At 62.4% G+C, this 12,445-nt stretch carries 12 protein-coding genes; 8 read left to right on the top strand and 4 right to left on the bottom strand.

The window, feature by feature from the left end:
* Positions 1 to 100: 100 nt before the first annotated feature.
* Entirely contained in the window at positions 101 to 826 is a 726-nt protein-coding gene (gene phbB, locus AC0L28_RS31450; protein WP_287230008.1) for an acetoacetyl-CoA reductase, read from the bottom strand.
* 122 nt (positions 827 to 948) lie between these two features.
* The gene (locus AC0L28_RS31445) at positions 949 to 2,127 is read right to left on the bottom strand and encodes an acetyl-CoA C-acetyltransferase (protein WP_287234304.1); all 1,179 of its coding nucleotides are present in this window, start codon (positions 2,125 to 2,127) and stop codon (positions 949 to 951) included.
* A gap of 303 nt (positions 2,128 to 2,430) precedes the next feature.
* Between AC0L28_RS31445 and phaR the strand changes: the two genes are divergently transcribed.
* On the top strand, positions 2,431 to 3,042 hold the full coding sequence (phaR, locus tag AC0L28_RS31440; RefSeq protein ID WP_287230006.1) for a polyhydroxyalkanoate synthesis repressor PhaR: 612 nt from the start codon (positions 2,431 to 2,433) through the stop codon (positions 3,040 to 3,042).
* A gap of 95 nt (positions 3,043 to 3,137) precedes the next feature.
* Here phaR and AC0L28_RS31435 read toward each other — a convergent pair whose 3' ends face one another.
* Positions 3,138 to 3,584 (bottom strand): hypothetical protein, encoded by a 447-nt coding sequence (locus tag AC0L28_RS31435; RefSeq protein ID WP_473482274.1) that lies wholly within the window; start codon positions 3,582 to 3,584, stop codon positions 3,138 to 3,140.
* A gap of 101 nt (positions 3,585 to 3,685) precedes the next feature.
* Between AC0L28_RS31435 and AC0L28_RS31430 the strand changes: the two genes are divergently transcribed.
* The 3 genes from AC0L28_RS31430 (at position 3,686) to AC0L28_RS31420 (ending at position 6,515) form a co-directional block, all read left to right on the top strand.
* Positions 3,686 to 4,375: a TetR/AcrR family transcriptional regulator gene (locus AC0L28_RS31430; RefSeq protein ID WP_473482273.1), complete on the top strand. Its 690-nt coding sequence runs from the start codon at positions 3,686 to 3,688 to the stop codon at positions 4,373 to 4,375.
* A 189-nt stretch (positions 4,376 to 4,564) separates the two neighbouring features.
* Positions 4,565 to 5,347, top strand: a complete 783-nt coding sequence (locus tag AC0L28_RS31425; RefSeq protein ID WP_473482271.1) for a 3-hydroxybutyrate dehydrogenase — start codon at positions 4,565 to 4,567, stop codon at positions 5,345 to 5,347.
* A gap of 37 nt (positions 5,348 to 5,384) precedes the next feature.
* Positions 5,385 to 6,515, top strand: coding sequence for a patatin-like phospholipase family protein (locus tag AC0L28_RS31420; RefSeq protein ID WP_473482269.1), 1,131 nt, complete (start codon positions 5,385 to 5,387; stop codon positions 6,513 to 6,515).
* Between the two features lie 13 nt (positions 6,516 to 6,528).
* On the opposite strand, the gene AC0L28_RS31415 is transcribed toward AC0L28_RS31420, so the two are convergent.
* Positions 6,529 to 7,125: a TetR/AcrR family transcriptional regulator gene (locus tag AC0L28_RS31415; protein WP_473482267.1), complete on the bottom strand. Its 597-nt coding sequence runs from the start codon at positions 7,123 to 7,125 to the stop codon at positions 6,529 to 6,531.
* A gap of 117 nt (positions 7,126 to 7,242) precedes the next feature.
* Between AC0L28_RS31415 and AC0L28_RS31410 the strand changes: the two genes are divergently transcribed.
* The 4 genes from AC0L28_RS31410 to AC0L28_RS31395 all read left to right on the top strand — a co-directional run.
* Positions 7,243 to 7,704, top strand: coding sequence for a (2Fe-2S)-binding protein (locus AC0L28_RS31410; protein WP_023797013.1), 462 nt, complete (start codon positions 7,243 to 7,245; stop codon positions 7,702 to 7,704).
* A 2-nt stretch (positions 7,705 to 7,706) separates the two neighbouring features.
* Positions 7,707 to 9,980, top strand: coding sequence for a xanthine dehydrogenase family protein molybdopterin-binding subunit (locus AC0L28_RS31405; protein ID WP_473482265.1), 2,274 nt, complete (start codon positions 7,707 to 7,709; stop codon positions 9,978 to 9,980).
* Between the two features lie 391 nt (positions 9,981 to 10,371).
* Complete coding sequence (locus AC0L28_RS31400) at positions 10,372 to 11,550, top strand: efflux RND transporter periplasmic adaptor subunit (RefSeq protein WP_023797016.1); 1,179 nt, start codon at positions 10,372 to 10,374, stop codon at positions 11,548 to 11,550.
* Between the two features lie 2 nt (positions 11,551 to 11,552).
* A partial coding sequence (locus AC0L28_RS31395) for an efflux RND transporter permease subunit (RefSeq protein WP_473482263.1) occupies positions 11,553 to 12,445 on the top strand: 893 nt, incomplete at its 3' end.

The raw sequence follows: 12,445 nt of genomic DNA, 5'->3' as shown, positions 1-12,445 counted from the left end.
CGGAGTAATCCGGATCCCGGCCTCGAACTCGGCCGTGTGGGCGGTTAGACCCGTGCAACAGTCGCCGGCAACAGGCCGACGCCTCAGGTGACATAACGCCTCACGTGATATACTGGCCGCCATTGGCTGATATGGTCGAGCCGGTGATGAAACCGGCATCGTCTGACGCGAGGAAGACGACGCAGCGTGCGATCTCTTCCGGCTCGCCGAGTCGGCCGACCGGGATCTGCGGGATGACGCGCTCATTGAGCACCTTCTCGTCCATCGCCCTGACCATCTCGGTGGCGATGTAGCCGGGGCAGATGACATTGACGGTGATGCCGACCCGCGCCCCTTCCTGGGCGAGCGCCTTGGTAAAGCCGATATCGCCGGCCTTCGACGCCGAATAATTGACCTGGCCGGTTTGGCCTTTCTGGCCATTGATCGAGGAGATGGTGATGACGCGGCCGAACTTGCGGTCGCGCATGCCGACCCACAGTGGGTGCGTCATGTTGAAGACGCCGGAAAGATTGGTGTCGACGACCTCTTTCCACTGCTCGCGCGTCATCTTGTGGAACATGGCGTCGCGGGTGATGCCGGCATTGTTGACCAGAACGGAAACCGGGCCGAGATCGGTCTCGATCTGCTTGATGCCGGCGGCGCAGGCATCGTAGTCGGCGACCGACCATTTGTAGACGGGGATGCCGGTCTCTGCCTTGAATTTCTGCGCCGCTTCGTCATTGCCGGCGTAGTTCGCGGCGACCTGATAGCCGGCGGTTTTCAGGCCGATCGAGATCGCGGCGCCAATGCCGCGCGACCCACCGGTGACGAGTGCTACCTTTGTCATAATATCCTCCCTTTTTCTCGATCGGCGGGCGGCGAACGGAAACGCTCTAACGGCGGAGCCTGTTCGCCACCGACTGTTTCACGGCTTGCTCGCTCCGTCCTCACGGCGCTTTGCAGATGACTTCACAGCGCTTCCACGCACATGGCGACCCCCATGCCGCCGCCGATGCACAGCGTGGCAAGGCCTTTCCTGGCACTTCTGCGGCGCATCTCGTAAACCAGCGTGTTGAAGATGCGGGCCCCGGAGGCGCCGATCGGATGGCCGATGGCGATGGCACCGCCATTGACATTGACGATCGACGGATCCCAGCCCATGTCCTTGTTGACGGCGCAGGCCTGGGCGGCGAAGGCTTCGTTGGCCTCGATCAGGTCGAGATCGCCGACCGACCAGCCGGCCTTGGCCAGCGCCTTGCGCGAGGCGGGAATAGGCCCGGTGCCCATGATCTGCGGATCGACACCCGCGGTCGCCCAGGACACGATGCGCGCCAGCGGCGTGATGCCGCGCTTTGCGGCTTCCGCTTCGGTCATCAGCAGCACGGCGGCGGCGCCGTCATTGATGCCGGAGGCATTGGCGGCGGTCACCGTGCCGTCCTTGTCGAAGGCCGGTCTCAGCTTGGTCATGGCCTCGATCGTGGCGCCGTGGCGGATATATTCGTCCTGGTCGACAATGGTGTCGCCCTTCTTGCCCTTGACGGTGAAGGCCACGATCTCGTCCTTGAATTTGCCGGCCTTCTGCGCGGCCTCTGCCTTGTTCTGGGAGGCCAATGCGAGCTGGTCCTGGTCCTCGCGGGTAATCTGGAACTGGCGAGCGACGTTTTCGGCCGTGTTGCCCATGTGGTAGCCATTGAAGGCATCCCACAGCCCATCCTTGATCATGATGTCGATCATCTTGTAGTCGCCCATCTTGACGCCGGCACGCAGGTGTTGAGCGTGCGGGGCCAGCGACATCGATTCCTGCCCGCCGGCGACGATCACCTTGGCATCGCCTGTCGCGATCTGCTGCATACCGAGAGCAATAGCGCGCAGACCTGAGCCGCAAACCTGGTTGAGGCCCCAGGCGGTGGTTTCCTTCGGCAGGCCGGCTTCGATAGATGCCTGGCGGGCGGGGTTCTGGCCCTGAGCCGCGGTCAGCACCTGGCCGAGGATGACCTCGTCGACCTCCGCCGGCTCGACACCGGTACGGGACAGCAACTCCTTGATGACGACGGCACCAAGCTCATGCGCGGGCGTGGCGGCGAAGGCGCCGTTGAAGGAACCGACGGGCGTGCGCGCCGCACTGGCGACAACGATGGCAGCGGACATGTTCTTCTCCACACTTCGAGGTATCGAGGTTTTGGTATCGCAGTTTGTATCGTCAGGGCTTTTCTTGCCCTTTCAATGATCCAAGTCAAACCGGAAATGGGCATACCGGCCATGCAGGTTGCGCATCGTGGTGGATACAGCCGGCCCATTGCTGCGCAGCATTTCTAGCCCGCCGTGCAGCATTAATTGATGCCGCACTGCACAAACCGCTTGGAATTGTGACGCTTTTGCGCATATCCTTGAAAAGGCGCAATCGTTACCGGCAGCTTACCTCAAGTGCGCCGGTGTCCCGGGAGGATGCTGATGGCCGCGAAAGACGAACCGATTATCATCAAGAAATATGCCAATCGCCGCCTCTACAACACCGGCACCAGCACCTATGTGACGCTCGAGGACCTTGCCGAAATGGTCAAGAAGGGCGTGGAGTTCACCGTCCAGGACGCCAAGACCGGCGACGACATCACCCATCCGGTGCTGACCCAGATCATCTTCGAACTGGAGAACAAGGAAGGGCAGAACATGCTGCCGATTCCGTTCCTGCGCCAGTTGATCGCTTTTTACGGCGACCAGATGCAGATGATCGTGCCGAGCTTCCTCGAACAGTCGATGATCGCCTTCTCGAAGGAACAGGAACGCTTCCGCGAGCAGATGAAGGGTGCGTTGGGCAAGTCGCCGCTGGACATGATGAAGATCGCCACGCCGATCAAGGCGCTGGAAGAGCAGACGCGCCGCAACATGGAGATGTTCCAGAACGCCATGCGCCTGTTCACGCCCTTCCCACCGGCAGGCTCGAATGGCACTTCCGCAGCGCCGGCGGAGCCGACCAGGAAAGAGACGTCGGAAAAGCCCGACGACCTTCAGGAACTGAAGGAACAGATCGCCGCCATGCAGCGCAAGCTCGACACGATGTCGTGATCGCCGGCCGGACCAAGCCCGGCCGAAATCTCTCATCAGCAGGCCGTGTCAGAAAATCTCCGCCTCGAATGAGGCTGGGTCCCGCCCGATCCGCGCTATTTCGTCGTCACCGTCACCAGAGCCGTAACGGGTTTGCCGTCGACGAGAATGGGCTTGTGATGATCATCGGCAAGTAGGACGCCGATCACATGCTTGCCGGCGGCATCCGGGCAATGGCCGAAACGAGCCTTGACAAGATCGCCGCCAAAGTCGCTGTTCATGCTGTTGTACGGCTTGCCGGGGATGTTGCAGGTATCTCCGGCGGGATCGATCTTCATATGCAAATGGCCGCATTGGCTGACGCCGTCGCATTCACCCGCTGGCAGAAGCGCGAAGTTGCTGCTGACGACGACGCCTATCGCCTTCTCTGGGTCATTGCCGAGTTCGATGAACGAACCGGCCGCCGGCCAGACGATTTGCAGGGTTGGCCGATCTTCGGCCTGGGCAGACCCGAGCGACAGTAAAGAGAAAGCAAGGGCAGTCGTTGCGATGATGCGAAGCATGGTAACCTCCATTGATGTTGTAAGCACTGATTACATATGAAACGCCTGGACACAGGAAAATAATCAGTGATTACATGTCGGCGTTGTGCTATTTCGCAGGCATGACCAGCCCCACGGATACCGGCGAAGCCGCCCACCCCAAGCGCTATCATCACGGCAATCTGGTCGAGGCCTTGATCGCTGCCACCGTAGAGATCATCGAAGAGCGCGGAGCAGAGCATGTCTCGGTGCGCGAGGCGGCAAAACGTGCCGGCGTTTCGCCCGGCGCGCCATTCCGGCATTTCCGCTCGAAATCAGCACTGCTGACCGCCGTCGCCGAACAGGCGATGAACCGGCTGACCGAGGCCGTTGCCGATGCACAGTCCAAAGTCGGCAGCGCAGATCCCATTGTGGCCTTCGAAGCGATCGGGCAAGGCTATCTGGAGTGGGCGATCAGCAATCCCACGCATTTCCAGATCATCAGTTCTCGGACGCTGATCGATTTCGACGCGTCGGACAGTCTTCGTGATCAGAATGAAGCCGTTCGCCGGAAAATGATCGACCTGCTGACCCAAGCGCAACAACAAGGTCGGCTTGCCCCGGACACCGACTTCGATCATCTGGTGCTTGCCGCCCGCGCATTTGTCTATGGCCTGGCACGCATGGCGATCGATGGTCATTTCCCGGAGTGGCATCCGTCCGAGCCGCCATCGCTCGCCGTACGGAAAGCTCTGCGTCTTTTCATCAGCCAGATGACAAATCCCGAAACGCAATCTTACGAGCGCCCTGAAGTGGCTTCCGGGGATCGCTGACAAAACTATCTTCGCACTGCAAAACCTGTCTTCGCACTGGTGTCAGGCGTACAGCTTTGAGTAAGGGTGTCCTCTTTCATAACAAAAATTTCATATCATCGCCACTGAGTGCCGCTGTTTTTGCGCCACACGAGGCATATATGCTGCACTGCAATATGGTCCGTTAGCGCCGTAATGAAGGATTTCGCCTTGCCCAGCAGAAAAACCGCCATCGTCACCGGTTCCACCTCGGGCATCGGCCTGGCAATCGCCCATGCCCTCGCGGCCGATGGCTGCAACATCGTCGTCAATTCCTTTTCAGACACGGCCGACGACCAGGCCGTCACCGATGCGATGGCCAAGCATCACGGCGTGAAGACTGTCTACATCAAGGCAGATATGTCGAAGCCGGCCGAATGCCGGGCGCTGGTCGCAAAGGCAGCCGAGAGCTTCGGCTCGGTCGACATCCTGGTCAACAATGCCGGCATCCAGCATGTCGCGCCGGTGGAAGAATTTCCCGTCGAGAAGTGGGACGCCATCATCGCCATCAATTTGTCGTCGGCCTTTCACACCATCGCCGCCGCCATCCCGCTGATGAGAGAAGCCGGCGGCGGCAGGATCGTCAACATCGCCTCGGCCCATGGGCTGGTCGCCTCGCCGTTCAAATCGGCCTATGTCGCGGCCAAGCACGGCATCATGGGACTGACCAAGACGGTCGCTTTGGAACTGGCGCGCGACAAGATCACCTGCAACGCCATCTGTCCCGGCTATGTGCTGACGCCGCTGGTCGAGGCGCAGATCCCCGACCAGATGAAGGCGAACAAGATGGACCGCGACACGGTGGTCCGCGAGGTCATGCTCGACAGGCAGCCGACCAAGGAATTCGTCACGGTCGAGCAAGTTGCCGCTGCCGCGGTATTCCTGTGCTCGGATGCGGCAGCGCAGATCAACGGCACGCAAATCTCGGTCGACGGCGGCTGGACCGCGCAGTGATCCATCCAATGGCTCTCTACAGATCAAGGACAACGCCATGACGACAAACGGCAAGGCGGAGGAGCCCAAGAAGATCAACGTCGCGCTGCAGGGCGGCGGCTCGCACGGCGCCTTTTCCTGGGGCGTTCTCGACCAGCTGCTGGAGGACGGACGGCTCGACATCGCGGCGGTTTCGGGCACCAGCGCCGGCGCCATGAACGCGGTGGCGCTGGCCGACGGCTTCGTCCGCGGCGGCGTCGAGGGCGCGCGGCAGAAGCTCGACGATTTCTGGCGCGCGGTGGCGCGGAAGGGCCGGTTCAGCCCGGTGCAGCGCATGCCGTGGGACGTCGCCTGGGGCAACTGGTCGATCGAGAACACGCCGGGCTATCTGTTTTTCGACACGATGTCGCGGGTGTTTTCGCCCTATGTCGCCAACCCGCTCGGCCTCAACCCGCTGCGCGACGTGATCGAACAGGAGATCGATTTCGGCAATGTGCGCGCCTGCAAATCGATGGAGCTGTTCATCTCCGCGACCAATGTCGAGACCGGGCAGTTACGCGTCTTTTCCGATGGCGAGATCGATCTTGACACGGTGATGGCGTCGGCTTGCCTGCCGCAGCTGTTCCGCGCCGTCGAGATCAAGGGCGTGCCCTACTGGGATGGCGGCTATGGCGGCAATCCGGCGCTGTTCCCGTTCTTCAAGACGACTGCCACCGAGGACGTGCTTTTGGTGCAGATCAATCCGGTGGTCCGCGAGGGGACGCCGAAGAGCGCCAACGAAATCCAGAATCGCATCGACGAGATCACCTTCAACGCCGGACTCTTGCGCGAATTCCGCTCGATCGCCTTCATCACGGAGCTGATTGCCGCCGGCCGGCTGCCGCATGGCGAATACCGCGACATCCGCATGCACCGCATCGATGCCGACGAGGCATTCAAGGACCTGTCGGCATCGTCCAAGGTCAATGCCGAATGGGCCTTCCTGACCTATCTGCGCGACCTTGGCCGCACCGCCGCCAGCGACTGGCTGGAGGAGAATTACGACGCCGTCGGCAAGCAGCCGACGCTTGACCTCTCAGGCGAGCTCGACGACGGCTTCAAGCCGATGCGTGGTCCGGCACCGGGCCGGCGGGTCAAGGAGTTCCTTGCAGCACGCAAGAAGCCCGAGGCAGCGCGTCGCCGAGCCTGAGTCGTTTTGTTTGTCAGTTTTTTTGCAAGGCTAGATCGATCACCTTGATCAGCGCGGCCGCAGCCCGCCGCTGCTCGTCCGGATCGCTGATGCGCATCTTCATGCCTTCCAGCCCGTCGAGCAGCATGTCGGCCAGCAATTTTGCCGACAAGCCCTTGGCGGTGAGATCGACGCCATTGCGTCCGGCTTCGCTCTGGATCGCTGCGGCAATATGCTCGGCAAACCGGCTGCGCCAGCAGCCGATCAGGTCGGCGAGACTCGATTTCATGTCAAGGAGTTCGGCGCCATGCGGCGAGGCGTGGACGGTGCGCGTCATCGAGATCAGCGCTTCGTCGATGGCCCGCATCGTGCGCTCGGCAAATGGTTCTTCGGCGGCGAGTGCCGTTTTCGCCTGCTCGAGCGAGCGGGAGAGCAGCATCAACGCAATGGCGCGATAAATATCGGTCTTGTTCTTGAACTGGAGATAAAGCGCCGGCCGCGACATGTCGGCGGCACGCGCAATGTCGTCCATGGTGGTGCGGGCGAAACCATAGGCCAGAAACACCTTCATCGCGCTGTCCAGAATGCGGGCGCGCTTGGGGTCGGTGGCGATGTCCTCGATCTCGATCATGGCGCGACTTTATCCTGCAAAAGCTCTATTGACAAAATGACGTAATTTGTCAAGATGTATAAGGGCGAATGGCCGACCGGCCTGCCCGGGCTGTGGACGACAACAAAGGGTATCCCCATGCGCCTCACCGTCGACGGGCAGGCATTCGACGTCAATGCCGATCCCGAAATGCCGCTGCTGTGGGCGCTGCGCGATCTCATGGGCAAGACCGGGCCGAAGTTCGGCTGCGGCATCGCCGCCTGCGGCGCCTGCACGGTGCATGTCGACGGCCAGCCGGTGCGCTCCTGTTCATTGCCGGTCGGTGAGGTCACCGGCGCGGTCACCACGATCGAAGGCATCGGCACCGAAGGCAGATTGCATCCGGTACAGCAGGCATGGCTGGAAGAGCAGGTCGCCCAGTGCGGCTACTGCCAAGCCGGCCAGATCATGAGCGCGGTGGCGCTGCTCGACCAGGTCGACGATCCGACCGATGCCGATATCGACGATGCCATGGGCGGCAATCTCTGCCGCTGCGGCACCTACCCGAAGATCCGTGCGGCGATCAAACGGGCGGTCGTGCTCAAGACGGCGGGGATCTGACCATGGCCAGTGTCGGAAAGATCGCCCGCCGCACGTTTCTCATCGGCACCGCTGCCATCGCGGGCGGCGTCGCCGTCGGCTATTACTACTATCGCAAGCCTTTTCCGAATCCGCTGGAAGGCGACCTCGCGGCTGATGAAGCGACCTTCAACCCCTATGTGAAAATCGGCGCCGACAACACCATCACCATCGTCGCGCCGCGCGCCGAGATGGGCCAAGGCATATCGACGACGCTTGCTGCCATGGTTGCCGAAGAGCTCGATGTCGGGCTCGACCAGATCAAGGTCGAGCACGGCCCGGCCTCCTACGCCTATTTCAATGCGGCGATCCTGGAAGAGGGCGGTCCGTTCGCCTTCTTCGATGAAAGCATGACCGCGGAAATAGTGCGCGCCGGCATGGGCGTGGCCGGAAAATTCCTCGCTCTGCAAGGCACCGGCGGTTCGACATCGACGCTCGATGGTTTCGGCAAGATGCGGCAGGCAGGCGCCGCCGCGCGGCAGATGCTGATTGCAGCGGCCGCGCAAAAGCTCGGTATAGCTGCCGCCGATCTGGAAACGGCCAGCGGCTCGATCCTGCACAAGGCATCGGGCAAGTCGCTGACCTATGGCGCGGTCGCTGCGACCGCTGGGACGATGGCGCCGCCCGCGGAAATCAGGCTCAAAGACAAAGCCGACTGGAAACTGCTCGGCAAACCGCAAAGACGCATCGACATGCTGGCCAAGGTCACCGGGGCGCCGATCTTCGGCATCGACGTGACGCTGCCGGAGATGCTGTACGGCACGGTCAAGATGAGCCCGCGCTTCTGGGCCAAGCCGGTCAAGGCGGATTTCTCCAACGCCGAGAAAATGCCTGGCGTGATCAAGATCGTGCCGATCGACACGAATTACGGCCACGGCTTCGGCATCATCGCCGAAAACACCTGGGCGGCGTTCAAGGCGGCGGAGGCGATCGACGCCGAATGGGCCGATCCCGAATATCCGCTGGACAGCGCCGGCATTTCCGAGGTGCTGAAGCAGGCGCTCGGCACAAAAGGGTCGATGATGCGCGACGATGGTGATGTCGATACCGCCTTCGCCGACGCGCCGCGCGAAAGGATCGTCGAGGCCGACTATGCCGTGCCTTATCTGGCACATGCGACGATGGAGCCGATGAACGCCACGGGGCGGCTGAAGGACGGCGTCCTCGACATCTGGTGCGGCAACCAGGCGCCGACCTTGGTGCGGCAGCTTTGCGCCAAGGCTGTCGGCATTGAGCAGGACAAGGTCAGGGTCCACACCACCTTCATGGGCGGCGGCTTCGGCCGACGTATCGAGGTGGATTATGCGCTCTGTGCCGCGCTGATGGCGAAAGAAACGGCAGGCCGGCCAATCAAGGTGATTTGGACGCGCGAGGAGGACATGCGCCACGACGCCTACCGGCCGGCTTCGGTCGGCAAATTCCAGGCGCGGCTTGGCAACGCCGGCATACCGGTCGCCGTCGACATGACAATCGCCTCGCCATCGCCGATAGCCAGCACCTTGCGCCGGCTGTTTCCCTCGATCCCGCCGCTTGGCCCCGACAAGTCCATTGTCGATGGGGCCTACGACCAGCCCTACACCATCCCGAATTACCGGGTCAGCGGCATTGCTGCGCCCGCCTCCATCCCGGTCGGCTTCTGGCGATCGGTCGGCTGCTCGATCAACGGCTTCTTTCATGAGGGCTTCATGGACGAGATCGCCACCGCCGGGAAAACCGATCCGGTCGAACTGCGCAAGACGCTGATGGCTGCCTATCCGGCAGCGGTGAAGGTGGTCGAGAAGGTCGCCGAAATGGCGAAGTGGGGCGAGGCGCTGCCCGCCGGCAAGGCCAAGGGCATGGCGTTCACGCTGTCCTTCGGCAGTTGGGTCGGCGAGATCGTCCAGGTCGCCGACACGCCGTCCGGGATCCGCATCGAGAAGATGTGGATCGCCGCCGATGTCGGCACCGCGCTCGATCCTGCTATCATCGAGGCGCAACTCATCTCCGCCGCCATCTACGGCCTGTCGGCAGCGATGGGTCAGGAGATTACTTTCGCCGACGGCATGGTCGAGCAGTCGAATTTTCATGACTACGACGCCATGCGCATCTCCCAGTGTCCGGCGTTCGAAGTCGCCATCCTGGAGAATTTTCACAAGATGGGCGGCGTTGGCGAAGTCGGCACGCCGCCGGCGGCACCGGCACTCGCCAACGCCATCTTCGCACTGACGGGCAAGCGCATCCGGACACTGCCCTTGTCGAAGGAGGTGACCTTTGCATGAAATATTCCCATCATGCTGACAGCTGCTGCCATGCTGTTTTGCTGGCGCCTACCAACGGCACTGGCAAGCCGGGCACGGCACCGATGATGGTCGATGCAGCCAAGACTTGCCCGAGGACGCGGTCTGGCGGTTGCTTTCGCATCCGCGCTGCGCCGAGTGTTATGTCGCAGATAAAAGGCCGCGCTGGTCCGGCGCGCTTCACGGCGGCCGCACCCTGCCCATCGAAGTATTACCCATCAACATTTCTGACTATATTGCGGTGCAACTTTGATGTAGAAGCTCGTTCGCCGATCACGGCAAGTTGAACACGGCCTTGCGCGCACCCATATCGGCGACGCGCCCGAGTTAGAAGACGCGGCCTGGCCGAATCCCGCGCACTGGAAAAATGACGATGCCGAAGTACAGGTTTCACAAGCTTGCAGCCATTGTTGTGCTTGTCGGATTCGCTGCGTGGATGGCGACGGGCGAGTTCTCGTCCGTCGGCAGCGCGGCCGCCGACAAACCCAAAGCGGGGGAGGTCGAGCAGCCAAAGGCGCCTGACGCCGGCAAGGCCAAGCCCGCTGAGGCAGAGCAGCCCAAGGCGCCGTTGCGCACCGTCGCGATCTTAACCCCGCCCAGGCGTACCTATGCGCGCGCCATCCGCATTTCCGGACTGACCGAAGCCGACAAGCGCGCGGTGCTGGCGACCCGGGTCGACGGCATCATCGACAAGCTGCCGGTCAAGCAAGGACAGCACGTCAAGACGGGCGACCTCGTGCTGATGCTTGCCACCGAGGAAAAGCTTTCGGCGCTCAGCAACGCCAAGCAGCTTGTCGCGCAGCGTCAGGCCGAACTCGATGCGGCCTCGCGGCTGGCGAAAACCGGCAATCTGCCCAAGCTGCAGCTCGACAACGCTCGCTCCACCCTGACCTTAGCGCAGTCGATGCTGGAAGCGATGCAAGCCCAGCTTGATCGCAATGAGGTGAGGGCTCCGTTCGACGGCGTCATCGACCGGGTGCCGGTGGAGCTTGGCAGTTCCGTGATGCAGGGCGGCGAGGTGGCAACCATTCTGAGCCTCGACCCTGTGATCGCCCGCGGCGAGGTCAGCGAGCGTGATCTCGGCTATCTGAAGATCGGCGACAAGGCGAAGGTACGGTTGGTCAGCGGCCAGAATGTCGAGGGCACCGTGCGCTATATCAGCCGCGACGCCTCGTCCGCCACCCGCACCTTCCGGGTCGAGATCGCAATCCCCAACCCCGAGGGCACCATTCCGGCCGGGATGACCGCCGAGATCGCGCTGAGCGCGCAGCCGACCGACGCAGTCATGCTGCCGCGCTCCGTGGTCACGCTCGGCGACAAGGGCGATCTCGGCATCCGCGCCGTCGACAAGGATAACAAGGTCGTGTTCTTCCCGATCGATCTGGTCGACGATACGCCAACCGGCCTGGTGCTCGGCGGCATCCCTGCCGATGCGCGCATCATCGTCGCCGGCCAGGAACTGGTGAAGGAAGGCGAAGTGGTCAAGCCGGTCGAGGCCGACCAGGCGACCATTCAGAAGCTGCTGGGCGAAGCGACGGCCGGGACGCAGTAATCATGGATATCGTCAAACTCGCAATCAGCAATGCCAGGCTGACCATTTCGGTGCTGGTGTTCCTCATCCTTGCCGGTGCGGTCGCCTATCAGTCGACACCGAAGGAAGCGGAACCCGACGTTCCGATTCCGATGATGTATGTCAGCCTGATCTATCAGGGCATCTCGCCCGAGGATTCGGAACGCCTTCTGCTGCGGCCGATGGAAGCCAAGCTGAAGAGCCTGAAGGGGCTCAAGGAGATGCGTTCGGCCGCCTTCCAGGGCGGCGGTTATGTGCTGGTCGAATTCCACCCGCAGACGGATCTGGCGACGGCGCTGCAGGACACGCGCAGCAAGGTCCAGGACGGCAAGGCCGACCTGCCGCAGGCAGCCGAGGAGCCTGTGGTCTCCGAGGTCAACGTCTCCGAGTTCCCCGTCCTTGTCGTGACGCTGTCGGGCGAGGTGCCCGAGCGCGTTCTGACGACGGCTGCGCGCGAGTTGCGCGACCGCATCGAGGAAGTGCCTGGCGTGCTGGAAGGCTCGCTGCAGGGCGCCCGCGACGATCTCGTCGAAGTCGTCATCGATCCGATGAAACTGTCGTCATACGGGCTGCAGCTCGAGCAGCTGATCGGTGCGGTCGGCGATTCCAACAGTCTTGTCGCCGCCGGCAACATTGAAGGGTCCGAGGGCAAATACGCCGTCAAGGTGCCGTCGCTGATCGAAACGCCACAGGACGTGGCGGCGCTTCCGATCGTCGCCGGCCCCAATGCCGTGGTGCAGGCCCAGGATATCGCCACCGTCCGCTCCACCTTCAAGGACGCTGAGACGGTGACCCGTCTCGACGGCAAGCCGGCGATCGCCATCGAGGTGAAGAAGCGCATCGGCTCCAACCTGATCGACACGATCGCCCAGGTGAG

It is taken from the genome of Mesorhizobium sp. WSM4847 (genome assembly GCF_055811335.1).
Note: the sequence above shows the minus strand (reverse complement) of the source record. Positions and strands in the feature narration are given on the sequence as shown.

Bases quoted from the DNA above. Each gene is read 5' to 3' on its own strand.
- AC0L28_RS31410 (WP_023797013.1), top strand. From the start codon at position 7,243: ATGCGCCTCACCGTCGACGGGCAGGCATTCGACGTCAATGCCGATCCC.
- phbB (WP_287230008.1), bottom strand. From the start codon at position 826: ATGACAAAGGTAGCACTCGTCACCGGTGGGTCGCGCGGCATTGGCGCC.
- AC0L28_RS31430 (WP_473482273.1), top strand. From the start codon at position 3,686: ATGACCAGCCCCACGGATACCGGCGAAGCCGCCCACCCCAAGCGCTAT.
- AC0L28_RS31400 (WP_023797016.1), top strand. From the start codon at position 10,372: ATGCCGAAGTACAGGTTTCACAAGCTTGCAGCCATTGTTGTGCTTGTC.
- AC0L28_RS31420 (WP_473482269.1), top strand. From the start codon at position 5,385: ATGACGACAAACGGCAAGGCGGAGGAGCCCAAGAAGATCAACGTCGCG.
- AC0L28_RS31445 (WP_287234304.1), bottom strand. From the start codon at position 2,127: ATGTCCGCTGCCATCGTTGTCGCCAGTGCGGCGCGCACGCCCGTCGGT.
- AC0L28_RS31405 (WP_473482265.1), top strand. From the start codon at position 7,707: ATGGCCAGTGTCGGAAAGATCGCCCGCCGCACGTTTCTCATCGGCACC.
- phaR (WP_287230006.1), top strand. From the start codon at position 2,431: ATGGCCGCGAAAGACGAACCGATTATCATCAAGAAATATGCCAATCGC.
- AC0L28_RS31435 (WP_473482274.1), bottom strand. From the start codon at position 3,584: ATGCTTCGCATCATCGCAACGACTGCCCTTGCTTTCTCTTTACTGTCG.
- AC0L28_RS31415 (WP_473482267.1), bottom strand. From the start codon at position 7,125: ATGATCGAGATCGAGGACATCGCCACCGACCCCAAGCGCGCCCGCATT.